General features: G+C 26.8%; 25 protein-coding genes. 23 read left to right on the forward strand and 2 right to left on the reverse strand.

Annotation, left to right across the window (positions count from 1 at the left end; all coding sequences use genetic code 11):
• Window positions 1-6: 6 nt before the first annotated feature.
• The 13 genes from NSA23_RS13280 to NSA23_RS13340 all read left to right on the forward strand — a co-directional run bounded on the left by NSA23_RS13280 (window position 7) and on the right by NSA23_RS13340 (window position 13174).
• Window positions 7-1947: a hypothetical protein gene (locus NSA23_RS13280; RefSeq protein ID WP_042682639.1), complete on the forward strand. Its 1941-nt coding sequence runs from the start codon at window positions 7-9 to the stop codon at window positions 1945-1947.
• A gap of 132 nt (window positions 1948-2079) precedes the next feature.
• Window positions 2080-2523 (forward strand): MarR family winged helix-turn-helix transcriptional regulator, encoded by a 444-nt coding sequence (locus NSA23_RS13285; RefSeq protein ID WP_042682636.1) that lies wholly within the window; start codon window positions 2080-2082, stop codon window positions 2521-2523.
• Between the two features lie 60 nt (window positions 2524-2583).
• A complete protein-coding gene (locus tag NSA23_RS13290; protein ID WP_222704815.1) occupies window positions 2584-4245 on the forward strand; it encodes an ABC transporter ATP-binding protein in 1662 nt (553 codons plus the stop codon).
• 81 nt (window positions 4246-4326) lie between these two features.
• Window positions 4327-4710, forward strand: a complete 384-nt coding sequence (locus NSA23_RS13295; protein WP_042682635.1) for a hypothetical protein — start codon at window positions 4327-4329, stop codon at window positions 4708-4710.
• Window positions 4711-5331: 621 nt separating this feature from the next.
• Window positions 5332-6159 (forward strand): hypothetical protein, encoded by an 828-nt coding sequence (locus NSA23_RS13300; RefSeq protein ID WP_042682633.1) that lies wholly within the window; start codon window positions 5332-5334, stop codon window positions 6157-6159.
• A gap of 1094 nt (window positions 6160-7253) precedes the next feature.
• The gene (locus NSA23_RS16660) at window positions 7254-7517 is read left to right on the forward strand and encodes a hypothetical protein (RefSeq protein WP_338080912.1); all 264 of its coding nucleotides are present in this window, start codon (window positions 7254-7256) and stop codon (window positions 7515-7517) included.
• A complete protein-coding gene (locus NSA23_RS13310) occupies window positions 7507-8154 on the forward strand; it encodes an ATP-binding cassette domain-containing protein (protein WP_042682627.1) in 648 nt (215 codons plus the stop codon). The genes NSA23_RS16660 and NSA23_RS13310 overlap by 11 nt, the downstream gene beginning before the upstream one ends.
• A 177-nt stretch (window positions 8155-8331) precedes the next feature.
• On the forward strand, window positions 8332-9042 hold the full coding sequence (locus NSA23_RS13315; protein ID WP_042683067.1) for a response regulator transcription factor: 711 nt from the start codon (window positions 8332-8334) through the stop codon (window positions 9040-9042).
• A gap of 8 nt (window positions 9043-9050) precedes the next feature.
• A complete protein-coding gene (locus NSA23_RS13320) occupies window positions 9051-10451 on the forward strand; it encodes a sensor histidine kinase (protein ID WP_042682625.1) in 1401 nt (466 codons plus the stop codon).
• On the forward strand, window positions 10448-11944 hold the full coding sequence (locus NSA23_RS13325; protein WP_042682623.1) for a hypothetical protein: 1497 nt from the start codon (window positions 10448-10450) through the stop codon (window positions 11942-11944). The genes NSA23_RS13320 and NSA23_RS13325 overlap by 4 nt, the downstream gene beginning before the upstream one ends.
• Before the next feature lie 154 nt (window positions 11945-12098).
• Window positions 12099-12530, forward strand: a complete 432-nt coding sequence (locus NSA23_RS13330; RefSeq protein WP_042682620.1) for a flavodoxin — start codon at window positions 12099-12101, stop codon at window positions 12528-12530.
• A gap of 29 nt (window positions 12531-12559) precedes the next feature.
• The gene (locus NSA23_RS13335) at window positions 12560-12730 is read left to right on the forward strand and encodes a hypothetical protein (protein ID WP_187116680.1); all 171 of its coding nucleotides are present in this window, start codon (window positions 12560-12562) and stop codon (window positions 12728-12730) included.
• 18 nt (window positions 12731-12748) lie between these two features.
• Window positions 12749-13174 carry a DUF3793 family protein gene (locus tag NSA23_RS13340; RefSeq protein ID WP_081915251.1) on the forward strand — a complete coding sequence of 142 codons (426 nt, stop codon included), beginning with the start codon at window positions 12749-12751 and terminating at the stop codon, window positions 13172-13174.
• Here NSA23_RS13340 and NSA23_RS13345 read toward each other — a convergent pair.
• Both NSA23_RS13345 and NSA23_RS13350 read right to left on the reverse strand, forming a co-directional pair.
• On the reverse strand, window positions 13149-14135 hold the full coding sequence (locus NSA23_RS13345; RefSeq protein WP_042682619.1) for an alpha/beta hydrolase: 987 nt from the start codon (window positions 14133-14135) through the stop codon (window positions 13149-13151). The genes NSA23_RS13340 and NSA23_RS13345 overlap by 26 nt on opposite strands.
• Before the next feature lie 11 nt (window positions 14136-14146).
• Window positions 14147-15172, reverse strand: a complete 1026-nt coding sequence (locus NSA23_RS13350) for an alpha/beta fold hydrolase (protein ID WP_042682617.1) — start codon at window positions 15170-15172, stop codon at window positions 14147-14149.
• 144 nt (window positions 15173-15316) lie between these two features.
• Here NSA23_RS13350 and NSA23_RS13355 point away from each other — a divergent pair, with 144 nt between their 5' ends.
• The 10 genes from NSA23_RS13355 to NSA23_RS13400 all read left to right on the forward strand — a co-directional run bounded on the left by NSA23_RS13355 (window position 15317) and on the right by NSA23_RS13400 (window position 25663).
• Entirely contained in the window at window positions 15317-15790 is a 474-nt protein-coding gene (locus tag NSA23_RS13355; RefSeq protein WP_042682615.1) for an ASCH domain-containing protein, read from the forward strand.
• 81 nt (window positions 15791-15871) lie between these two features.
• Window positions 15872-17035, forward strand: a complete 1164-nt coding sequence (locus tag NSA23_RS13360; protein ID WP_042682611.1) for an MFS transporter — start codon at window positions 15872-15874, stop codon at window positions 17033-17035.
• 8 nt (window positions 17036-17043) lie between these two features.
• The gene (locus NSA23_RS13365; RefSeq protein WP_042682610.1) at window positions 17044-17679 is read left to right on the forward strand and encodes a response regulator transcription factor; all 636 of its coding nucleotides are present in this window, start codon (window positions 17044-17046) and stop codon (window positions 17677-17679) included.
• Between the two features lie 140 nt (window positions 17680-17819).
• On the forward strand, window positions 17820-18743 hold the full coding sequence (locus tag NSA23_RS13370) for an ABC transporter ATP-binding protein (RefSeq protein ID WP_042682609.1): 924 nt from the start codon (window positions 17820-17822) through the stop codon (window positions 18741-18743).
• On the forward strand, window positions 18744-19535 hold the full coding sequence (locus NSA23_RS13375) for a hypothetical protein (protein WP_042682607.1): 792 nt from the start codon (window positions 18744-18746) through the stop codon (window positions 19533-19535).
• A 17-nt stretch (window positions 19536-19552) separates the two neighbouring features.
• Entirely contained in the window at window positions 19553-20716 is a 1164-nt protein-coding gene (locus NSA23_RS13380; RefSeq protein WP_042682606.1) for a sensor histidine kinase, read from the forward strand.
• Between the two features lie 94 nt (window positions 20717-20810).
• Complete coding sequence (locus NSA23_RS13385) at window positions 20811-21269, forward strand: YbaK/EbsC family protein (protein ID WP_042682604.1); 459 nt, start codon at window positions 20811-20813, stop codon at window positions 21267-21269.
• A 38-nt stretch (window positions 21270-21307) separates the two neighbouring features.
• On the forward strand, window positions 21308-23074 hold the full coding sequence (locus NSA23_RS13390) for a sigma-54 interaction domain-containing protein (RefSeq protein WP_042682603.1): 1767 nt from the start codon (window positions 21308-21310) through the stop codon (window positions 23072-23074).
• 218 nt (window positions 23075-23292) lie between these two features.
• The gene (locus NSA23_RS13395; protein WP_042682602.1) at window positions 23293-24582 is read left to right on the forward strand and encodes an L-cysteine desulfidase family protein; all 1290 of its coding nucleotides are present in this window, start codon (window positions 23293-23295) and stop codon (window positions 24580-24582) included.
• 127 nt (window positions 24583-24709) lie between these two features.
• Complete coding sequence (locus NSA23_RS13400; RefSeq protein WP_042682599.1) at window positions 24710-25663, forward strand: helix-turn-helix transcriptional regulator; 954 nt, start codon at window positions 24710-24712, stop codon at window positions 25661-25663.
• Window positions 25664-25722: the final 59 nt, after the last annotated feature.

Raw genomic sequence — 25722 nt, forward strand, 5'->3', positions numbered from 1 at the left:
GTTTTTATGAAAAAAAACAAGAAAATAGCTATCCTTTTAATTTTTATAATAATATTGATAAGCAAAGTAAGTTGTGCTGCAGAAGCAGAAGATGAAAAAACAGTATTTATATTAATTGATGAAATGGATTTTGAACTAATGGAAAAAATAGATGGTGAAAGGTTTTCTACAGGACTTATGAATTCTAAAACTAGAGGATCTTATGATGAATTAAGTTATGTAACAACAATTGCTACTGGAAGAAAAGTGAAAATAAAAGAAGGAGAGTTTAAGGGTTTAAAAAGACAAGAGAATGGGAGCATTAAAGTATTAGGATATGAATCTATTATAAAAGATTTAAATAGTAATTATCCAGACTTTAGTAAGAAAATTAAATTTTTTGGAGAAAAGTTAAAAGATGAAGGTGTTTCATACATAGGAGATGACTTTTCGGCTTTAATAGCTTGCAATAAAGATGGAATTATTAAAGATGGGGAAACAGAAATTGTATATAATGAAGAATGGTTAAAAAATAAAACAAAATCATCTTTAAAAGATTCAAATATATTGATTTTGTCTTATAATATAGAAAATGAAGGAGATAGAATTAATATATTAAATAATTATTTAAGAGATATAGAAGATTCCAATATTATTATTATTCCTAAAAAAGTGCCTAATAGCATGAAAAAAATAGTTAATAATTCTTTAGTGCCAATAATGTACAAAAACCCTTATATTTCACCTGGTGTTTTAACCAGTAGCTCCACAAATCGGAAAGGTGTAGTTGTCAACTTAGATATATTTCCACATATTATGTCTATCTACAATATAGATGATAATATAAATATAGGTAAAAGTTTTAAATTATATCCCAGTGACAATACTATAGAAGATTTGAAAATCATACATAAGGAAGTTATAAATATGACTTGGATAACATATATTTTTCATGGTATAGTTTATCTCATTCAAGTTTATTTTACTTATTTTTTTGTTAAAAATAGAAGAGATAAGTATAGAGATATGGCATTTTATTATAATTTCCTAATAATAACTATATTTGTTTCTTTTGTAATGGGATTTTTTAATATTCATAGAAGCATTTTAGCTTATTTAATCACATGTATTATGATAAGCTATAGTATTTCCACGTGGGTTGTAGATAAAAAGTTAAATGGAGCTGGAATATTTTCTACATTGACATATATAGTAATGATTATTGGCATGTTATTTTATCCAGAATCCATATACAATTCTTATATGGGTTATAATAATTTAATTTTAGGTGCTAGATACTATGGATTTAATAATGGGGCAATGGCTATACTTTTATCAAGTTCTATAATAAGCTATTTCACAGTAAAAAAATATTTACCAAATAGAATATTAGAAAAGATAGTTTTGCTTTTATATGCTATTTTGAATATTGTGGCTCTATCATCTAGATTTGGGGTAAATACAGGAGGATTTTTTACTTCTATTATATTATTTTTAATAATGGTATATACAGTATTTTTTGAGGGAGAATTTACGTTTAAAAATACTATTATTTTAATCCTTTTAGGATTCTTAATACTTTATGCAAATCTATATATAGATCTAAATAGTTTAAATAGAGGGCATGCTGGTAGTTTAATATATAGAGCAAAGATATTAGGAAAGAAAGAAGTTTATGATATAGCAATTGTTAAATTGAAAGAGCTTTTTAAATTTACTATATCACCGCCATGGATTATAGTTTTAATTAGCCAGATAATATTTATAAAAAATTTTTGGGATAAATTTAAAGAAAGATCAATTTATATACTAGAAATTAGACCAGAGATTCAGAAAGAGTATTTAATAGTAATTATAACTGCTATAGTTGCTTTTTTTATAAATGACACAGGAGTTATAGCATTTATATATATGTTACAGTATTTCATAGTCTTATTTGTAAATATTTATATAGTTGAAGAGTTGTAAATAAAAAAGTTTCTATCTTTAATGGTAGAAACTTTTTTATTTACTTGAAATCATATGGAAAAAGATATATAATATTCGTGTATCTAAAGTATCGCTATACGATATTTTAACATATTTGATGAGGTGGATAGAATGGATTTACAAAAAAAATCAGAGAAGGTTGCAGACTATATTAGAAGTTGTAATAAAATTATTCATAGAAAAAGTCATGAATTGGCTAAGAGTTATAATCTTACAATAGATCAGTATCATATGTTATTCCATATTAAATATATGAAGGCAGAACCTTCCATTGGAGAACTTGCTCAAAAATATGATAAAGCACAAAATACTATTTCAGAAAAGATTTCAAGACTAGAAGAAAAAGGATTAGTCTATAGAAAAGAAGATTTGTTAGATAGAAGAGTTTGTAGGGTATGTATTACAGACGAAGGAAAAAATATTGTAAATATTATAAGAAAAGAAAGAAGTAATAAAGCTGTATTTTCAGCTTTAAATAATATGAAAGATGATGAAATAGAAAATTTAATGATTTCATTAGAGAAGTTATTAAATTGTTTAGAAAAGGGGGAATAATTGTTGTTTAAGAAATTTGCTTCTTATTATAAGCCACATAGAAAGTTATTTTTTATTGATATGTTTTTTGCATTTTTAATATCTGTATTTGATCTAGCTTTTCCACTAGTAACTCGAAAGTTTATTAATGATATCATTCCTAATGGAAGAATGGATTTACTATATAGATGGACTTTTTATTTAGTATTGCTTTTTATTTTAAGATATATAAGTCAATATATTGTTAACTATTGGGGACATGTAGTAGGAGTTAGGATTGAACACGATATGAGAAGAGATATATTTGCCCATTTACAAACATTGTCCTTTACTTACTTTGACAACAATAAAACAGGGCATATTATGTCTGTTATAGTTAATGATTTAAGGGATATTACAGAACTTGCTCACCATGGACCAGAAGATTTATTTATATCTTTAGTAATGCTAATTGGTTCTTTTATTATTCTTGTAGGAATTGATTGGAGACTTACTATTATAGTATTTTCATTTATTCCAATAATGATATGGTTTGGAATATCTAAAAGAGGTAGGATGAGTAAAGCTTTCAAGGATGTAAGAGTTAAGATAGCAGATGTAAATGCGCAATTAGAAAATAGTGTATCAGGTATTAGAGTTGTAAAATCCTTTACAAATGAAGAGCATGAGATGGAAAAGTTTAATGATGGAAATATAAGATTTAAAGAAGCAAGAGAAGATTCGTATAAAGTAATGGCAGAATTTATGTCAGGTATCAACTTTATGTCCAATATTTTAAATTTAATTGCTTTAAGTCTTGGTGGAATATTTGTCTATAAAGGGTATATAAATTATGGAGATTTAGCAGCCTATCTATTGTTTGTAAATTTCTTTTTACAGCCAATTAGAAGACTTACAGAGTTTGCTCAACAATATGAAGAAGGTATGGCTGGTTTTTCAAGATTTATGGATGCTATGAATATAGAACCAGATATTATAGATAGTGAACAAGCTACGGAACTTAAAGATGTAGCTGGAATGATTAAATTTAATAATGTTTCTTTTAGCTATAAAAATGGAAAAGAAACTGTTTTATCTAATGTAAATTTAGAAATAGAACCAGGAAAAACTGTAGCATTAGTTGGACCTAGTGGCGCTGGAAAAACTACTCTTTGTCATTTGATTCCTAGATTTTATGAAATAGATGATGGAGAAATATTAATAGATGAAAAAAATATAAAGGATATAAAATTAGGATCTTTAAGAAAGAACATAGGGTTAGTTCAGCAAGATGTATTCTTATTTACAGGGACTATTAAAGAAAATATACTATATGGAAATCCAGATGCAAATGATGAAGAAATAGTAGAAGCAGCTAAAAAAGCAAGTATTCATGACTTTATATTAAATCTTCCTGACGGATATGATACCTATATTGGAGAAAAGGGAGTTATGCTTTCAGGAGGACAAAAACAAAGAATATCTATTGCTAGATTATTCCTTAAAAATCCACCTATTTTAATACTTGATGAAGCAACTTCTGCACTAGATAATAAAACAGAAATAGAAATACAAAAATCATTAGAAGAGCTTTCAGAAGGAAGAACTACATTAGTTATAGCCCATAGATTATCTACTATAAAAAATGCAGATGAAATAATAGTTTTAACTAATGAGGGAATTGAAGAAAAGGGTAGTCATGATAAGCTCTTAAAGAAAGATGGAATATATGCAAAGCTTTATAAGTCACAATTTAAAATATAATAATGTGTAAATATAGTCACAAAAATGCCTCCTCCTTCATAGTATAGTAGTGATGCAATATATTTTGGAGGGGGTTTTTCTATGGATTCTACATATAATATTCCATATCCAGAACTATATTATCGTATATATCCAAAAGTTATAAATACAATAAGCAAAAATATAAAAGAAGTACCTATAGAAGAAAATATATCTCAAGAAGAAATAGATGCAATGATTAATGAAGTTTGTGAAGAAATGATAAAAGAATGTCCGGAAATAGCACAAGATCCAATGGAGAGAAGAAATAGATCTTCAAGGTATAGAAATAGCCAAAGAATTTACTATGGTAGAGGAAGATTTTTAAGAGATATAGTTAGTATCATACTTATATCAGAATTACTTAGAAGGAGATATCCCTGGAAATATAGATATGGAGCAGGGTATAACTATGGACCAGGGAATGGATATGGACTGTGGTATTAAAATAGAATATGAGGAAATGTGAATTATAAAAAGGAGTCTCATTTAATTATTTATGGATAGATATGACGGTTAAAAAGAGACTCTTTTTTATTGTAAAAATAGAATTATGACGAAATAGATAAATAGTTATCGAAAATTGTTACAAATATTTCCATGAAACGAATTGACATCTATATATAATTAGTATAGTGTTTACATTGGACAAGGATTGAAGGGGACTTCCATGATATAACTTTAAAAAAATTAAAGGGATAGGGATAATACAGTGATTAAGAGAAAATGTAAATTAGGTATAGGACTTTTAAGTGCTGCTTTATTAGTTGGAATAATGTCCAGTAGTGTATTTGCTGCAAGCTGGACAACAAATTAGGTAGATGGAAAACCTCAACTGAAATTGGTGAGATAAGAAAAACAACTAATAATCGTACTTACTATATGAAGGTAGAGATAGTTCACCTGTAAGAACTAAAGTAAAGGTAGCAGCTAAAGGAGCAAGGAGCATGGTCTCTTAACTAAAAAACAGTTATAATTAAGGGAATTATTTCTAAAAGTTTTATCCAGTAAAATTTGCTATGTATTTACATAGTATTAATATATAAAAATACAATTAGGAGAATATCTATGAAAAAACTTCGTTTTTACTTAAAATATGATATTAAACAATTGTTTAAAAGAAATACAACTAAATGTTTTTATATATTTTTATTTATAGTTGCTATTTTAGATATTTTTTGTACTTATTGGACTCAGTCAGGATTCTTTGAAGATATATCAGAGATGAGTGTTACTCATTATGTTTTCTTAGAAAATAGTACAAGCATTGTAAGAGATTTTTACTTTTCATTTATACCTATTTTAGCTGTGATACCTTTTGGATTGCAGTATTATTGTGAAAAAAAGAGTAAGTATAGAGAATATCTTCTTTACAGAGGAAGTAGAAAATCATATTATTTATCTAAATTTATAATGAGTTTTATGTCAGGTTTTTTTACAATATTCTTTTTTTTAATTGTGAACTATATTATAGTTCACCTTATATATCCAAACAATTCCTCTATAGGAAGTACGTTTTTAAAGCCAGATAAAGGAGCTTTTCTTGAAGATATTTTTTATATGAATGTTAATTTATATCAGTTTATATATATAATCATTAACTCTATTATAGGTGGTATTATATCTATATTATCTTTATCATTAAGTATGATATTTAACTATAAAAATGGGTTTTTGGTTATTGCTGTATCATTTATTATATATTCAATCCAGAGTGTAGTTTTATTTTTTGTTGATATAAATTATGATATTATGCATATTATACAGCCAGCAACAAGATGGGCACTTGCAGAGCCAATAACTAATGCTGATGTTATAATAAGTATTTCAGCGTGTTTTATATTATCAACTATTTTATTTATTGTAGGTTGCAGAAAAGAAAGGGATATTTTATGATTAAGAACATGAAAAAGCATAAAGAAATTATTTTTCTTTATTTTTTTTATATGTCCTATATATTTATAAAATCAATACTTTTTTACAAATTTGGAATTAGCCCCAAAGATTATTTACTTAATTTTAAAGGAGCAGGTTATTATATTATTGAGTTATTGCCTATTTATTTAATAGGACTTTTTATAATTCTTAAAAATTATAATATATATTATAACTGTAGGCTTAAATATAGAAGTAATGTTATTATCGAACAGTATAAAAAGATTATTTTGCATACAATAGTATTTGTATTGGTGAACTTCATAGTTTGTATACTTTTATTTAATAATATATATAAGTTTTTTAGTATTCACTCTGTTTTATACTATATATTATTATTATTATTATTTACGTTGGGGTTTATACTAGTTAGTGGGATAATATTATTACTAAATCAAATTACAGGATTTAAAAATATAAATTTAATTATATTAGTATACATGATTGTTGCTATTGAAAATTTCATTGTCTTTGAAATTATTTTATCTGAAAGAATACCTATAATGATTTCATGGGTATTTGTAGATAAAAGTTTGTTGTTACGAATATTAATACTAGTCCTTATGAATAGTGTTTTGTATACTCAGGTGTACAATAAAAGTCTAAATAAAGATTTTGTGTAGGTGAAGTATGGTATATAAAATAAAAAAAGATTATTATTATCAAATTTAATATTGTTATTTTTGTTTTATTTGATTTTAGTTGAAAATCCATCATATAGTAACTTGGTGGATAGTATATTAGGAAATATAGAATTTTATTCGTTTTTTGATAGGGCAAAGTTCTTTTTACCAATAACATTGTTACTAAGTATTACTTCAGACTATTTATCTTTTATATTAGAAAAGAACTTTTGTACTATTACTACTAGATTTAATAGTAGAAAAAAATTATCAATAAGTATATTTAAAGGGCTATATTTTTGTGTGTTTATGTTTTGGTCTATTATCATGTTTCTAAGTGTAATTTTAAGCATATATTTTAAAAATAATATTACAGATATTTTGAGTGTAAATCTTCTGATTACTTTTATAACAGGGTATTTTTTTTACAGCATGATTGTGGTGATTCAAATGCTTTTTTCTATGTTCTTAGGTACTAATAAATCTTTTATAATAGTTGTTGCTATAGCGATTATGTCTACTTTAGTTACTAACAATCTTATTAAATATTTGCTTATAGTACCAATAGGAATGGGACTTAATAAAACTAGTTTAGCAGTCGATGTAGTCCGTACTATATTAGTAATTATTATTACTATAATATCCTCAATGATAATATATAAAAAAATAGAAAGGTTCGATATAGGTGTATATTAAACTAAATAATATAAATAAAAGTTTTAAAGGTGTAAAAGTTTTGGACAACATAAACTTATCTATGACTAAAGGTAAGACTTATGGGGTCATAGGAACGAATGGAAGTGGAAAAACCATGTTACTGAGAATTATTGCAGGACTTGTTATTCCAGATACTGGCGAGGTAATAGTGAATAATAAAGAATTACATAAAGACATTTCTTTTCCAAGTAACATGGGAATAATTATTGAACGTCCTGGATTTTTAGGTCATCTTTCTGGATATGATAACCTTATGTATTTAGCAAAAATACAAAATAAAATTGATAGTGATAAAGTTAGAAGTACTATACGATTATTAGGACTAGATCCAGAAATGAAAAAACCTGTGAAAACCTATTCTTTAGGTATGAAACAAAGGCTAGGAATTGCACAAGCCATTATGGAAGACCCGGAGTTAATCATACTAGATGAACCATTTAATGGTCTTGATGAATCAGGAGTGAAAGATGTTAGGAATATTCTATTGGACCTAAAGAAAGACGGTAAAACCATAATTTTAACTTCTCATAATATAGAAGATATTAAATTATTATGTGATAAAACATATAAAATGCAGACAGGAAAAATTGTAAAGGAAGAAACTATCAAGAATTAGTTCTTTGTTGAAGTTTTCACTTGGAAGTATTGAATTATAAAAAACTCCCTTTAATTTATTCATAAAATAAATTAGAGGGAGTTTTTTTGTAATATTTATGTCATAAATTTTTATTATATTAATGTTATAATTAAAATATAAATTGATATACAATTTTGTACTGGAGTGGTTAGATTGATGAAGGATAAAAAACATACGATATTAATAGTAGAAGATGAAGAATCTATTAGAAAATTTATTGAAATAAATTTAGAAAGAAATAATTTTTCCGTAATAGAAGCTTCTACGGGAGAAGAAGGACTTAAGAAGGCTAGAGAGAAACAAATTGATATAGTAATTTTAGATATTATGCTTCCAGGAATAGATGGCTATGAGGTGTGCAAAATTTTAAGAAAGGAATATCCTACAATTGGTATAATTATGCTGACAGCAAAGAGCCAAGATGTAGATAAAATAATGGGACTTGAATATGGAACTGATGATTATATGGTAAAACCTTTTAATCCTATGGAATTAGTTCTAAGAGTTAAATCTTTAATAAGAAGAATTGATATGGCTAAGGTAGAAGAAAATAATGACATTATTGTTCAGGGACCTTATAAAGTAGATACCTATTCTAGAAAATTTTATAAAAATAATAGTGAGATAGAGGTTACACCTACTGAATATGCTATTATAAAAATATTTATAGAAAATCCAGGGAAAGCATTTAAAAGAGATGAGATACTTAATTGGGTTTGGGGATATGATTTTTTTGGAGATCCAAAGATTGTAGATGTAAATATTAGAAGATTGAGAGCAAAAATTGAAGATAATCCAAGTAAACCTGAATATATACAAACTGTTTGGGGAGTTGGATACAGGTGGCGGAAAAGAGAGGATGATTAGAAAAAATTATGAAAAGTATAAAGACTAGATTAGTAGGTAATTTTATGCTTGTAATTGTTATTACTGTAGTCATATTAGAATTGGTTTTATTAAATGCGGTTAAGCAATATTATTATAAAAGTTTAGAAGATGTTTTATCAAACCAAATACAGTTATCATCAGATTTTTATTCAAGATATTTCTCTTCTTCCTCTTTAGAAAGCTTAATAAATGATGATGTAGATATTTTTTGGAAGCAGACTAATGCTCAGGTTCAAATATTGGACTTAAATGGTAATGTATTAATGGACTCTATAGGAGTAGTTCATCCAGATGTTATTAAAACCTCTGATGTGTTAAAATCTGAGAATGGGAAAAAAGGGACATGGATTGGAGATGTAAGCTATGACTCATCTCCAGTAATGGCTGTATCCTACCCTCTTATGTATAATGGAAATGTTATAGGGACAATGAGATTTGTAACTTCTCTTAGTCCAACAAATAAAACCATAAAAAATATATCTTTGGTACTTCTTTGGATAGGATTTATAGTTATATTAATTTCTGGACTAGTAAGTATATTTCTTTCAAATACAATTGTAAAGCCTTTAAAAAAAGTGACAGAAGTTGCAGAAAAAATGGCTGATGGACAGCTAAAAGTACGAAGCCATAAAAAGTATGATGATGAGATTGGAAAACTTTCTGATACTTTAAACTATATGGCAGAGGAGCTTATTAAGAAAGAACAACTTAAGAATGATTTTATATCTTCTATATCTCATGAGCTTAGAACTCCTCTAACTTCTATAAAAGGATGGGCTATCACATTAAAAACTGAGGATTTACCTGAAAATCCGTTATTGGAAGATGGATTAGATATTATAGAAAAAGAAAGCGATAGATTGACTCATATGGTAGAAGAACTATTAGATTTTTCTAGATTCGTCTCTGGTAGAATTATTTTAAATAAAGAGGAAATGTCTATAGATAAAGCAATGAAACATATTTATAAGCAATTGACACCTAGAGCAAACTTAAAGAATATAAATTTTAATATGAATGTTAAAGAAGAACTACCTGTTATTTTAGGAGATGAAAATAGAATAAAACAAGTATTTATTAATTTAATAGATAATTCATTAAAATTTACTCCTGAAGGAGGAGAAATTTTATTTTATGCTAAAGTAGTTAGACAATATGTTGTAATCTGTGTAGAAGACAGTGGTTGTGGTATTCTAAAAGAGGATTTACCTTATGTAAAAGAAAAATTTTATAAGGGGAGAAATAGTAAATCTAATAGTGGTTTAGGTTTATCTATATGTGATGAAATAATTAAACTTCATGGAGGATTTATACAAATAGAAAGTGAAGTAAATGTAGGATCAAAAGTATCTGTGTTCCTACCTATCAAGGAGGAATTAATTAAATGAAAAAATTAATTTTGGTATTTATCTTAGTTATTTCAACTATATTTTTTTCATCTTGTGAGTTTAGAAATATTGAAACTGCTGACAGAATCAAACCTCCAAATAACAATACTCCTCCTATTTCAGGAAGGTGGAAAATAGAGGGATATAAAAAATCTAATGAAGATATATTAAATGAGAAAAAAGTAAGAGAATTATTAAATAAGGAAATCATATTTCATAAAAAGGTTGCCGTAATAGGAAATGATTTATGTTTGAATCCTTCTTATAAGATTAAAAATGTAGATTCATCAGATTATCTATTATATCAATATAAAGTAAAGCCTGAGTATCTAAATATAAAGAGCAAGAAAGTCCAAATAGTAACTTTAACTAGTGAAGAGAAATTTTTTTATGAGTTTATTAAAGAAGATGATGATAAAATAATTATCAAGATAGATGGCGGATTTTTTTATCTTACAAAAATATCTGATGAATTGAAAGAAGAAGACTTAGAAAAATATATAAAAGATTGCAAAAAGGATGGTAATAATCATTTAGCAGACAAGGGTGATGAAGGATTAAAGTCTGGAGTATTATTAGGTCTTAGATATCGAGATAATAGTCAATCGAAAGATGAAATGGAAGGATGGAAGTATAGGACTATTTGGATAGCTAGTGAGAATAAATCTTTAGATAGAATTTATGGAATGGAAGATTTATTTTTACCAAGAAAGACAGGTTTTTGGAAAGTTGGTGTTGATAAAACTGATGAGAATTCAAAGGAAAGTTTATATGCATATTCTATAAATAAAGAACCTGTTGAAACAGAGTCCCTTCAAGAAATAAAAAAAATTGCGAAAAACTCGGTTAATACTATAGTTTATATAGGTAATGACTATATATCTTTAGAATATGTTGAAGATTTTCCTGCAGGGAAAACAGGATTAGAGACATTACCTATAGATAATATGCGAAGTGACAATTCTATAAAGATATCAGATATTACAGGAGAAAATGGGAAACAAATTTTTTATGAAAGTGCAACAAAAGAATTTTCATCAGATAGAAATGTGGAAAGTGAATATTTAGATATAAAACCAAATGAAGAAAGTTTTGGTTTAGCAAGAAAAAATGGTCATTGGATTATGAAAGGCAGATTGAATTTTTTAGAAGGAAATAAAGATGTATATAAAGATTTTAATATTAAAATTATTCCTCCTAAAGAACTGGTACTTTATGATGAATTAGCAGTTTCTTGGAATGCAATTAAACTTAAGGTACCAGATGCAGTAGATGCTTTTACTTCTCCAAATGAAGATATTGCTTTAATATTTACTCCAAATAAAATATTAACATATGCTATAGAAAAGGGGAAACTTGCCAAAAAACCATTAAGAGAATTAGAGCTTAATGATTCTGAAACGGTAGTTATGGCAGAGTGGGCCACAGGGAAATATGTTGATAGATGGGAGAAAGAATTTTTGAAAAATAATGCATTTATAATACAAGAATAAAGTAAAAATAAACTTCTAGCCTTTAGCTAGAAGTTTATTTTTAAAAAGAATCATAATAAATTTAAAAGAAATAGTATTTACAAAATTGTTAGAAGCTATTACACTATAACTGAAAGTGAAAATCATTATCAATTACAATATAGGAGGGATTTCCATGGCAAAAATAAATATAATATATTGGAGTGGCACTGGTAACACTGAAAAAATGGCTGAATTAATTTTAGAAGGAATAAAATCTAAAGGTATAGACGCAGAAATGAAATCTGTAAGTGAAGCTACTATTGAAGATGTTTTGAGCTCAGAAGCACTTGCACTAGGTTGTCCATCTATGGGTTCTGAAGAATTAGAAGAAGGAGAAATGCAACCTTTTATTGAAAGCATAGAAGATAAAATTTCAGGTAAAAAACTAGCTCTATTTGGTTCTTATGGTTGGGGAGATGGTCTATGGATGAGAGAGTGGGAAGATAGAATGAAAGACAATGGAGCAGATTTAATTCAAGATGGATTAATTATCAACGGCTTTCCAGAATCAGATGAAGATGAAAGTAGCTGCATAGAACTTGGCAAGAAATTAGTTAATTCATAAATTTTTTAGAAATTAAATGGGGTGGTTTTTTGAGCTTAGATTTTGTTAAATCCTATTTAAATAAGATGCATACTTTAGATAATAAAAATTATATAATTATGTTAATGGCTTATAATTTAGCTCCAACTATAGCAAGTTTAAAGCCATCTTCTCTTATGGTTTTTAGGAAAGATGATAAGAGAAACACATATGTTATTTGACAAAAATATAAGGCGAAAATAAAGAAGTATTTTGCATTGGATTATTATGAGTTAAAGGAAACTAAAAATGGTGTGCATATTTTATTTTATAATAAGTTTAAAATGAAAGAAATTTTAAAAGATGAAAAGAACAGCACTTTTTTGAAGAGGTTTGGATATGCTCCTAATAATACAATACAGGAAAATTTAGAGATACTAAGAGGTAGATATAAAATAGTATGTCCACATGAAATTGGTATATTTTTAGGATACCCTATTTCTGATGTAATAGATTTTATAAAATGTCCAAATAAGAAATGTCTTACAAAAGGTTATTGGAAAGTTTATAATGATTTAGAGAATGCTGAACTATTATTTGAATCTTATGATAGGGTTAAAATAAAAATCATGGATTCCATCATAAACAATCCAAATAAAGTTATAGTTGGACTAAATTCTTTATAAACTCTGAAGTTTTTTCTAATATATCTATAGTTTTGTCATCCTTAAATAATGTATCAAAAGAATGTCCTCCCTTTTCATGTACAACAAATTCATAATCTACATTATATCTTTTTAGTTCTTTTGCAAGTTTTACAGATGAACTAAAAGGTACAGTAGTATCTAGTTTTCCATGAACTATAAGACATGGAACCATATTATTTGAAATCCATTTAAGAGGGGAATAATAGTAATATATTTCTTCTTTTTCTTCTGATTTTGCTTTTAAGGTTTTTTTAGTAGCAAATCTAGCAAATAAAGATTTATTTTCTGGAGTGAATATGTCATTTAAGTCTGATGGGGAATAATAGGCTACCACACCTTTTATTCCCTTAATTCTTTCTTCATTTTTCATATATGAATTATAAGTTGAGTATAATAAAGAAAGATGGCCTCCTGCAGATAAACCCATCAGGACTATATTATCTGTATCTATATTTAATTTTTCGTTATTTTCTCTTATAAATTTCAAAGCATCGCTATAATCACATAATATATCTTCCATATCATTTTTTATCCCATATCTATAGTCAATACTTGATACGCAAAAATTTTTAGACGCTAAGAATTTACACCAAGAAACATTGTTAGGTTGATTTCTAAACCCAGATATCCAACCACCTCCATGACAGAAAAACACCAGTGGAAGTTTTTTTTCTTTATTTTTTGTTGGATACCATATATCTATTTTTAAATTTTTGTGACTTAACTTTTTATATGTATAAGTCTTAAAAGAAATAGGTTTTTCTGGTTGTAATGGCAGATGAGAAATAAGAGTTTTTCCAATAAGTATAGCTATAGAAAGTAGGAAATAGTAAAAACCTAGGGTGAAATCTATAAGTGTAAGTAGGGTGAAAATAATAAATATATATATCTTATTTACAAAGAAAAAAGATTTTTTAAAATTTTGTTTTAGATTATTCATAATTTCCTCCATTATTTTCCTATTATACTATCTTTCTCTAGGGGATTTTCAATTATTTCTCCTTGTAACAAGGCTTTTCTTGATTTTTTATCATTAATATTTAATTTATGAAGTATATATTTAGCTAATATATATTCGAAAGGTAACCAGTTTACATGGCTTATTGGTAGAACTCTTCTTTTTGCCCCTTCCATTTCTCTATAAAGTATTTTTCGTGAATCAAAGGGAAGGGTATTATCAAATAAGGCATCTATAAAAGTTACTTCTGACATATCAAGTAAATGGGCATAAGCTATAGGATCTATTTTAAATAAAGGATGAATATATTTATTATCTATAATTTCTGAAAAAGACATTTTTCTTACTTCAGGAAATTGATCATTATAAATATTATATAGATATTCTTTATTATTCAAATAAAAGCTGGGTTCATGACCGCTATTAAATAATTTTCTTGCAAAGTTTGTTGTAGGAGATTCGTGAAGTATTTTAGGTAGATGACCTCCAGTTGTCATAAATAGCTTATGATTAATTCGCTTATCTATAGAGCCTACTATTGTTGTGATCATACCTCCTAAACAGTATCCCATTACTACATTATTATTTTTCCATAGCTTTTTTTGTTCCAATAGATCAATAGTAGTTAATGTATCTATAACACTATGTTCCCAAAATTGATACATTGTTTCTATATCAGGGTATAGGAAACTTTTTCCGCTTACAGAATTATTTTCAACTCTAGTATAGTTACCAGGTAAAATAAGAATAGTAGTATTTACTCCAGCAGAAGCTAGATGAGGCCCAATCCAAAGTAAAAACTTTATATTTCTACTTCCAAGACCATGGAGAACTAAAGTTGAAGCCCTAGAATTACCTCTAGGTGTAAAATTATAAAGTTCAACATTTTCAGTACCTGATGCAGGATTTTTATAAAGGGTATTGTATCTAACATAGCTACATCTATAATTTTTACCCTTGAATATATATCCAGAAACATATTCTATTTCTTTTTTTATATATTTAAAATCAATATTCATAGCTCTATCCTTTCAATATACATATTTATAATATTATACCACAAAACATTACAAGAAATTTATTAAAGGATTCATCTAATTATTGTAGAATATATAGATTATAAAATTTATCTAAATATTTTGTCTTAAGGAGGACCGAATAATATGCTTAATATAGATAAATCAGTAGATAGTATGTGGGAAAGTTATTTATTCTTTATAGGAGAAAATAGAAATAATATCAATAAAAAATATAGTACCTGGTATTTTAGCAATAATGAAGAAGATGCAAATAATTTACTAGACTTAGTTATTAGAGGAGAGAAAACAGGAACTAGCTCTCTATATTATTGGTATACATTAGACAATGAACAACTACCTAGGCCAGGAGAATATAGTATCATCACAAATTGGGAAGGAATAGCTCAATGTATTATTAAGACAAGAAAGGTAACAATTTTGCCTTTTAAATATGTAACCGAGGAGTTTGCTATTATGGAAGGTGAAGGTGATAAATCTTTAGAATATTGGAGAAATGTCCATATTAAATTTTTTACGGAAGAATTAAAAGAAGTGGGAAAACAGTTTAATGAAGATATGAATATAGTATATGAAGAGTTTGAAGTAGTTTTTAAATAATATAAATTTATTTCTATATTTAATATATATTTAAATCCTAAAGAACATATATCTATATTATCAATTCTTTAGGAGGAAATAATGGATAGATTATATGGGTTGAAGAGTTGTTTATATTATATTTCATTTTCTTTATCTTTTATAGGGTTCATACTTCCTATATACGCTTTAGAGTTAGGAGCTAGTGTTGTGGAAGTTGGAGTCCTTTATTCAGTTTTCTCTCTTATCAGTATAATAATTAGACCAAAGATAGGCAATTTATTAGATAGAAGAGGAAGAAAAATAGGAATTTTTATAGGAGTAGCGTTATATTGTCTAGTTAATTTTTTGTTTTTAATAGGTAGAGACTTTAAATATTTATTTTATACTAGAGTATTTCAGAGTATTGGTGCTTCTTTTTTATGGATAAGTGTAGATGCAATGGTTTCAGATATAAGTCATAGCGGAAATAGAAGCGAAAATTTTGGTGCAATTAGTCAGATAATAGGTAGAGGAGATTTTGTAGGTTGTACTATAGGATTTATAATATTTTTCAGTAGTTTTTTTGATGAGCCCTTTAAAGTCATATTTACAATATATTTTATACTTAGTTTAATAGCTCTTTATACATGTATTTTTAAAGTTGAAGAAACTTTACACTATAAAAAAGACAATAAAATTGAAAATTCTAAAAAAAAGGGGAAAGTTACCAAGTTTATACTCATATCAGGATTTACATTTTATGTGTTTAGTCTTGTATTTCCACTATATATTATATATTTAAAAGAATATATAACAGATAATTTATATTTAATAGGATTAATATTTTTACCAGGAGAAGCTTTCCAATTATTTCTACCAAAAAAATTTGGAAGATTAGCTGATAAATATAATAGGAATAACATAGTAATTACAGGTATTTTTCTTTTAGGAATACTTCAATTTTTTATGCCCTTTATAAAAGATTATTCTGGATTTATTATTTTATATACTTTAATATCTTTAATATTTATGCTAATAGATCCAGCAGCAAGTGGGTTAGTTATAGATTATGTAGGAGATAAGAAAAGAGGAGAAAGTTATGGCCTTTATAGTTTAGCAGGAGGAATTGGAGGTGTATTAGGGCCATTGGCAGGTACTTATTATTATGAACATATAGGAGGAGAAACAATTTTTATAATCGGTGGTATTTTATTAATTTTCATATCTGGAGTTATAAAATATTTGTTGGGAAATAAAATTGAAAGTAAAATTTTTATGAAATAGGTGAAAAAGTGATAAGAGTAATGATAGTTGATGATCAGACCCTTATAAGGGAAGGTTTAAACATGATGTTAGGACTTTATGATGATGTTAAGGTAGTGGAGGAAGTTTCTAATGGATTGGAAGCTATTGAAAAATTAGATACTATAGATGTAGATGTAATTCTTATGGATATTAGAATGCCTATAATGGATGGAGTAGAAGCGACAAAAATTATTAAGGATAAATATCCACATATAAAAATAATGATTTTGACAACATTTAATGAAGATGAATATATATTCCAAGGTCTTAAAAATGGGGCAGATGGATATATCCTTAAAAGTGTAAGTTCAGAAGAACTAGTAAGTGGAATAAAAACAATCCATAAGGGAAATGTACTTCTACAGCCAGAAGTGGTAAATAAGGTAGTAGGCATTATCGAAAAAAATAATTGTGAAAACTTAAATAGTAAAAAGAAGTTGGAAGATCTTTCTCCAAGGGAAAGAGAAATTGCTATGCTTGTAGAAAAAGGTAAGACGAATAAAGAAATAAGTGAAGAATTATACATAACAGAGGGCACAGTAAAAAATCATATTACTCGAATACTTGATAAATTAGAGCTTAGAGATAGGACTCAGCTAGCAATATACATAAAGGAAATATAAAAAAATTGTACTGTAAAGGTACAGCTTTTTATATATGACTAAAGTCATGTATGAAACATTACCAAAATAATGACTTTCTATAGAAGATATTTTATAAATATTATTATATATTAGAACTAAGAGGAAAGAGGAGGTTAGAGATGAAAGCTATAGAAGTTAAAAACTTAACAAAATACTATGGGAAAGTTAAAGCAGTAGATAATATTTCTTTTGAAATTGAAAAGGGAAAAATATGTGGAATACTTGGTCCTAATGGTTCTGGTAAGACTACTACTATTAAAAGCATTTGTAATTTAATAATTCCTGATAAAGGTAATATTAAAATATTTGGCAAGGAGAATAAGAAATCTGCAGAACATATATCGGCAGTATTTGAAGGCACTCGAAATCTTTATTGGAGATTAACACCAAAAGAAAATTTACGCTATTTTGCTGGTATAAGGGGACTAGGAGGAAGAAAGATAGAAAATAATATAGATATATTATTAGACAAGTTTAACTTAACAGATAAGAAAGATGTAATGGTTAATAATTTATCTAGAGGAATGCAGCAGAAAGTGGCTATAGCTATGACTTTAATATGTGATACAAAAATTATATTATTAGATGAGCCTACTCTTGGTTTAGATGTGCAAAGTTTTATAGATATAAAAGATATGTTAGCAGATATTGTCTCTAGTATGAATAAGACAATATTATTAAGTACTCATAATATGAATTTAGTTCAGGATATCTGTGATGATGTGGTTATATTAAATAAAGGAAAAGTAATTGCACAGGATAGCGTAGCAAAACTTATGGATATGTTTGAAACTATGACTTATGAAATTATTTTAGCAGAAAGTTTATCTAAATCAGATAAAGAGTATTTATTAAGTATTGATTATGATCTTTATTTTATTAATAATAAAACAAAACTAGAGGTAGATATTTTTGATATTAAAGAAATATATGACATTATAGATAAATTGAAAGAGAAAAACATTTTAATTAAAGAGATAAAACAAAAAGATAATAATTTTGAAAGAATCTATCTGAATATAACTAATGAGGAGGTAAACTAAATGAAAAAGTTCTACTATCTTTTTGAAGTATCTGTAGAAAAAAATTTTAAGGAATTAAAACGGTATAAATTTAATACAATTTCTGATCTTCTACTATTTTATATTTTATTCATGGCTATGTTTCTAGGTATTCAAGGTTTTGGAACTTCTTTAGGAATATCTTCCGCAGACATGGGAGATAGTTTAGAAGGATTTATAGTTGGATATTTCTTATGGACAGTCATGATAATGTCTTTTGTGGATATAGCCTATAATGTAATAGATGATGCTAATAAAGGAACTTTAGAACAATTAAATATGTCAAATATAAATCTTTCTCAAATCTTGGTTGTAAGAAGTATGGCAAATTTATTAGTAAATGTATTATTATCTATAGTTCTTCTTTTTATTATTATGTACACAACTAATAAGTGGATAGAGCTGAAAATACTTTCTATTGTAATTCTTATATTTATAGGCATATTTAGCATATTAGGTATAGGTCTAATATGTGGAGGATTGGCACTAATATTTAAAAAGATTCAATCTTTATTAAATTTAGCACAGTTTTTTTTAATAGGCTTGGTTACTGTATTTCCTGAAAGCAAATTTATATCAGGTTTAATTCCATTTAATTATGTTGCAGGAAAAATTTTTTTTATTGTACTAGAAGGAAATTCTTTTATTGATCTTTCTATATTTGATTATGGAATAATGATTGGAAATTCTATATTTTATTTTTCAATTGGGTTACTGGTTTTCAATCAATGTGTTAAAATAGCGAAGAAGAAAGGGTTATTGGGTCAATATTAAAAAAAGTAGGGATTAAAATGAACAAACATTTAAAATTTTATTATTATATTAGCAAAGCAATATATGTTTTTATTTTTATAGATATTTTGAATAGAACTAGTAATAATATTATTAGTTCTATACTGTTTGTTGGTATGTTTATAGCAATTATAATAAATGATCATTTAAGAATATATGGGTTCTATACATATAAATATGGATGTTATATATCTATACTTATTTCGGCTATAATGAGTAGTATAATTGCTTATTTTGTTGAAGGGAATATAGATATTTATATGTTTATGGTATTATATGAAATAATTTTATATATTGGTGGTAGAATAGGAAAAACATTTTTTATAGTAGATATATTACTTATATTAGGTGTAATAATATTAAGGCAAGCATCTTTTTTTAAAGAACTTTGCAATACTAGTTTTTGGAGGGAAAATTTATTAAATTTAATTATGATTTCATTATTTATAGCACTATATTCCTTTGCACTATATGCTTATAAGGCATTATATGTAGAAAAAACAAAGGTAGAAAAATTAAATAAATATCTAGAACAGCAATCAAAACAAATAGAGAGATTAACTATTACAAAAGAAAGAAATAGAGTAGCCCAAGAAACTCATGATTATTTAGGGCATAATTTATCTGCATTAAATATGAACTTGGATGTAGCAGGAAAAATAATAAGACAAGATCCTGAAAAAACCAGAAAGATAATTAATAAATGTCAAAATTTAACAAAGGAAAGCATGAATGGTTTAAGAAAAGCTGTTTATTCTTTAAAGGAAGATAATAGACTATTAGGGTTGAAGGATTCCATAGAAAAACTTATGCAAAATATAAATAGTACAGGAAATGTAAATTTTTTTTTCAACTTTGCTCAAGAAGTAGAAGAACTTTCCTTAGATTATAAAAATATTATATATTCTATAATTAGAGAAGGATTAACGAATAGTATTAAGCATGGACAAGCTAATAAAATTTACATTAATATTGAAATAAATGAAGGGAATATAGATATTGTATTTAAAGATAACGGATCAGGTTGCAGTAAGATAATAAGGGGCAATGGTCTTAAGGGGATTGAAGAACGGATATTTAAAACAGGTGGAATAGTAGATTATAAAACAGAAGAAGGAAAAGGGTTTGAAATAGAAGGTAAAATACCTATTGTAGCACGGTAAATAAAATTTTAGTGGTATTTTCTAAACTTTTATAATATTAAGATGATATAATACTATTATAGATATACTAAGGTATGAAAGGATTGGGATAAAAATGTCAATGAAAGATGTAAGAAAGTTTTTCAAAGAAAAAGAAATGGATGTTGAAATATTAACTTTTGAGGACACAAGTACTGTACCTAAGGCTGCAAAGTCTCTTGGAGTAAGTCATGGAGAAATTGCAAAAACATTATTATTTAAGGTAAAGGATGATTATGTATTAATTGTTATGGCAGGGGATACACGTTTAAATAATAGAAAATTCAAAAATCATTTTAAATCAAAAGCTAAGATGGCAGGAGTTGATGAAGTAATGGAAATAACAGGACATCCTATAGGGGGAGTATGTCCATTTGGTTTAAAGAAATCTATACCTATTTATCTTGACAATTCTCTGAAGAAATATGCTAAGGTATTTCCAGCAGCTGGTTCAAATAATTCATCAGTGGAGATAAAAGTGGAAGAATTACAGGAATTGACTGATGGAGAATGGGTGGATTTAAGTGAAGAATAATTAATGTTCATTTATAAATAAGAAGGAGGAGTCAACTTTTGTCTCTTTATAAAATTCAAAATTCTGTTCAGGAAGTAGCAGAGGCTATATCTGCTGTATTAAATGTAGATGTAACAATAATAGATGAAAATTTATATAGAGTAGCTGCAACTGGAAAGTACAAACTTTTTATAGGGGAAAAAATACCGACTAATTGTTCCTATGAACTTATATTTAAAAATCAAAAGCCTGAATTTATACAAGCTCCAAAAGACAATAAAGTTTGTCAAGTCTGTTCAAGAAAGGATAAATGTATGGAATTGGCAACTCTTGGCTATCCAATAATAAAGGGTGAAAAATGTATAGGTGTAATAGGATTAAATGCTTTTAATGAAGAACAAAAAAATAATATGATGGAAAAATATAATTTATTATTAGTATTTTTAAGTAAATTAAGTGACTTATTGATAGGAAATTTAAATTATTATGAGACTATAGCAGAACTTACTATTAAAAGTGAAGAAACTGAAAAAATAATTGATGGCTTGGAAAATGGGATAATAGGTGTGGATAATAAGGGGAAAATTAAGTTTATAAATTCAAAGATAGAAAGTTTTTTTGGAATTTCCAAAGAAAATATTATAGATAAATATGTGAAGGATGTTTTACCGGAGTTAGATGTAGATTTAAATAACTATAATCCTCAGGAAAAGAAATTGAAAATATTTAATAAAAAATTAAGTTTTATAATTAGAAGCATACCTGTAGTTGTAGAGAATAAAAAGGTAAGCAATATATTAGAAATAAACAAGACTACAGATATGGTACGAAATGCTTATAAAATAGTAGGAGTACAAAATAATATAAAATTTGAGGACATTATAGGGAATAGTGAAGAAATTATTAAAGTGAAAAAAATAGCCAATCAAGTAGCACAAAGCGATTCAACAGTCTTTTTAAGGGGAGAAAGCGGTACTGGAAAAGAATTATTTGCTAGAGCAATTCATTATGCTAGTCTGAGAAAGCATGCACCTATTATTCCTATAAATTGTGCATCTATACCAGATAATCTATTAGAATCTGAATTATTTGGGTATGAAGGAGGAGCATTTACAGGGGCAAGGAAAGAAGGACAAATGGGAAAGTTTGAATTGGCTAATGGAGGAACTCTTTTTTTAGATGAAATAGGGGATTTACCCATACATCTTCAACCGAAACTTTTAAGAGTATTACAAGAACAATCTTTTATGAGGATAGGTGGAAAAGATATGATTTCTATTAATTTTAGATTGATAGCTGCCACTAATAGAAATCTAGAGAAGATGGTAGAGGAAGGTAAATTCAGAGAAGATTTATACTATAGATTGAATATAATACCAATTCATATCCCTCCATTGAGAGATAGAAAAAAGGATATATTGATTTTAAGTAAATTTATGCTTAGAAAATACTGTATTAGATTGGAAAAGGATATTAAGGGATTTTCTTCTGAAGTAAATAGAGCTTTTGTAGAATATAATTGGCCAGGTAATATAAGGGAACTTGAAAATGTAGTAGAATATTTAGTAAATATAGTAAATGAAGATATTATAAATTTTAAAGATCTTCCTATTGTTATGAAGGAACTTTTAAATAGAGAAGCAAAAGATGTAAGCCCTAAAACTTTAACTCTTAAAAGTAGAGTAGAAAGTTATGAAAAGGATATAATTGGTTCCATGTTGAGAAAATATGGTACTAGCACCAAAGCAAAAAAACAAATTTCTAATATATTGGATATAGATTTAGCTACTCTCTATAGGAAATTATCTAAATATAATTTGCAATAATGCAAAATTATTTGCAAAAATGCGAAAAATAGTGGTGCATAACAATATACTTATTTTTAATTAAAATCATTTGCAGATTTGCGAATGATTTTTTGTTTATATATATAATATAAGGCTGAAAGCTAGCATTTAAGGTATATCAAAGATAAATAATATTATGGCATAGTTGTTGCAACAAATATAGTTTAAATAACTATATTTGAAAGGTAGCTGATATTATGATAAATAAGAGAAAATTCCAAGATAATATATTGAAAATGGTAAAAAGAGAAACTGTACCAGCTATAGGATGTACAGAACCTGTAGCAGTAGCTTATGCATCAGCTGTCGCTAAAAAGTATTTAGATGGAGAGATAAATAAAATTGTAGTTAATGTAAGTTTAAATATATTTAAAAATGGTAAATTTGTTAAAATACCGAAAACAGAGGAAAGCGGGTTAGAATTAGCTGCTGCTTTAGGAGCAATTTGTGGAGAAGTAGACGAGGGACTTTGTGTACTTAAGAATGTAAACTCGGATTATATAAATCTTGCTAAGGATATGATAAAAGATGGTAAAATCATATTATCAAAAGAAGATAATACTCCCTATGTTTATGTTAAAGTATATATGGAAAGTGAAGATAATAATGTAGAAGTAATATTAAAAGATAGTCATGATCACATTGAAAAAATTATAGTAAATAAGGAATTAGTTTACCAGGATTTATTAAATGGAGAAGAAAATTCACCAGATTTTTTAAAACAGTTTACTTTAAAAGAATTTAGAGAAGTATGTGAGAATGTAGATATAGAAAGGCTAGATTTTATTGAAGATGGAATAAAGATGAATGTAAATGCAGCTGAGAGGGGAATTGAAAATGGAAAGGGACTAGGCTTAGGATTTGGATTATCAAGACTGCAAAAGAATGGAAAAGTAGGGGACAATCCATTTATGAAGGCTAGAATAATGACTGCAGCAGGAGCAGATTTTAGAATGGGCGGTGGTGATTGCCCCATTATGACTAGTGGAGGTAGTGGAAATCAAGGTCTTGGAGTTATTCTTCCTATTGTAGCTGTTTATGAATATGAAGAAAGTAATATTAGCAGAGAAAGACTTTTAAGAGGAATATTTTACGGACATATAATAAATAAATTTGTAAAGGCTTATGTTGGTAAACTATCTGCTTTTTGTGGATGTGCTATATCAGCTGGAGTAGGAGCTAGTGCAGCCATTACTTGGATGCTAGGTGGAAATGATAAACAAATATCTGGTTCAGTACAAAATATGTTAGCCAACCTTACAGGAATGATTTGCGATGGAGCCAAGGAAACTTGTGCACTAAAGCTTTCTACATCAGTAGGAGAAGCAATATTATCTTCTTATCTTGCATTAGATAATATAATGACTAAGCCTAATAATGGTATTTTAGGTAATACCGCAGAAGAAACTATAAAAAACTTAGGAATTTTAAGTAGAGATGGAATGTTAAATACAGATAAAGTAATAGTAGATATTATGAATTCTTAGCCTTTCAGCCATTTGGCATGAAAGGTTTTTTATTTGTGTGGAACTAGGTTGATATATTGAAAAATAATAAAGGATTTCCTATATAAAATGTAGAATTAGATAACATCAAGCAAGAAAGGGGATTTAAATGTCAAAAGTTTCTAATGCATTGCAAATGTATATGCTTTTACAAGTGAGAAGTATTATGAAAGTTGAAGAAATAGCTGATATATTAGAAGTAAGTCCACGTATGGTAAATGAATATAAAAATGATTTAGAAAAGGCAAGAATATACATAGGATCAAAAAGAGGTAGAAATGGGGGATATTATTTACAGAATACCTTAAATTTAAAAGGTATTGGTATTACAGAAGAGGAATTGGAAGCTTTAAAAATGGCAAATGAAGTAATACAAAGTGGTAATTATACATATGCAACAGAGTTTGAAACATTATCTAGTAAGATTCTTAATGCTAAAAAAGATTTTGAAGATATTTCTTACTATAATAAAAATATATTAAAGCCTATAGAAATGAAAGAAAAAGAAAAGCACATATGGACTAATATTAACAAAGCCATTGGAAGAAAAAATAAAGTAGAAATTAATTATAGCTCTATAGATTATAATGGGAATGGACCTAAATTTACAACTAGAATAGTTCATCCTTATGGGGTATTTGATTATGAAGGCTCTTTATATCTTTATGGATATTGTGAGTTGAGAAAGGAAATTAGGTTTTTTAAGTTTTTAAGAATTAATAAATATGAGATATTAAAAGATAAATTTAAAATCAACAATGAATATAATTTAAAAGAAATTATAAATAAATCCTTTGGAATTTTTAATGATGAACCTATTATTTTAAAATTAAAAATACATTACCCCATGAGTCAGATAGTAAGAGAAAGACAATATTCCACGAATCAAAAAATAGAAGAAATAGATAATGAAACTATATACTTTGAAGCAAAACTAAAGGGATATAAAGAAATAAAATCCTGGGTTATGAGTATGGGAAGTTTAGCAGAAGTAATTGAACCCATTAGACTTAGAGATGAGATATTAGAGGAGGTTAATAAAATAAGGAAAATATATGAGTAAAAAATACGAAAGAAGTTTAGTATTAATTTTTTATTCTAATATAGTTCTATTAAAATTTA

The organism is Anaerosalibacter massiliensis, from assembly GCF_024623155.1.
GTDB classification, from domain to species: domain Bacteria; phylum Bacillota; class Clostridia; order Tissierellales; family Sporanaerobacteraceae; genus Anaerosalibacter; species Anaerosalibacter massiliensis.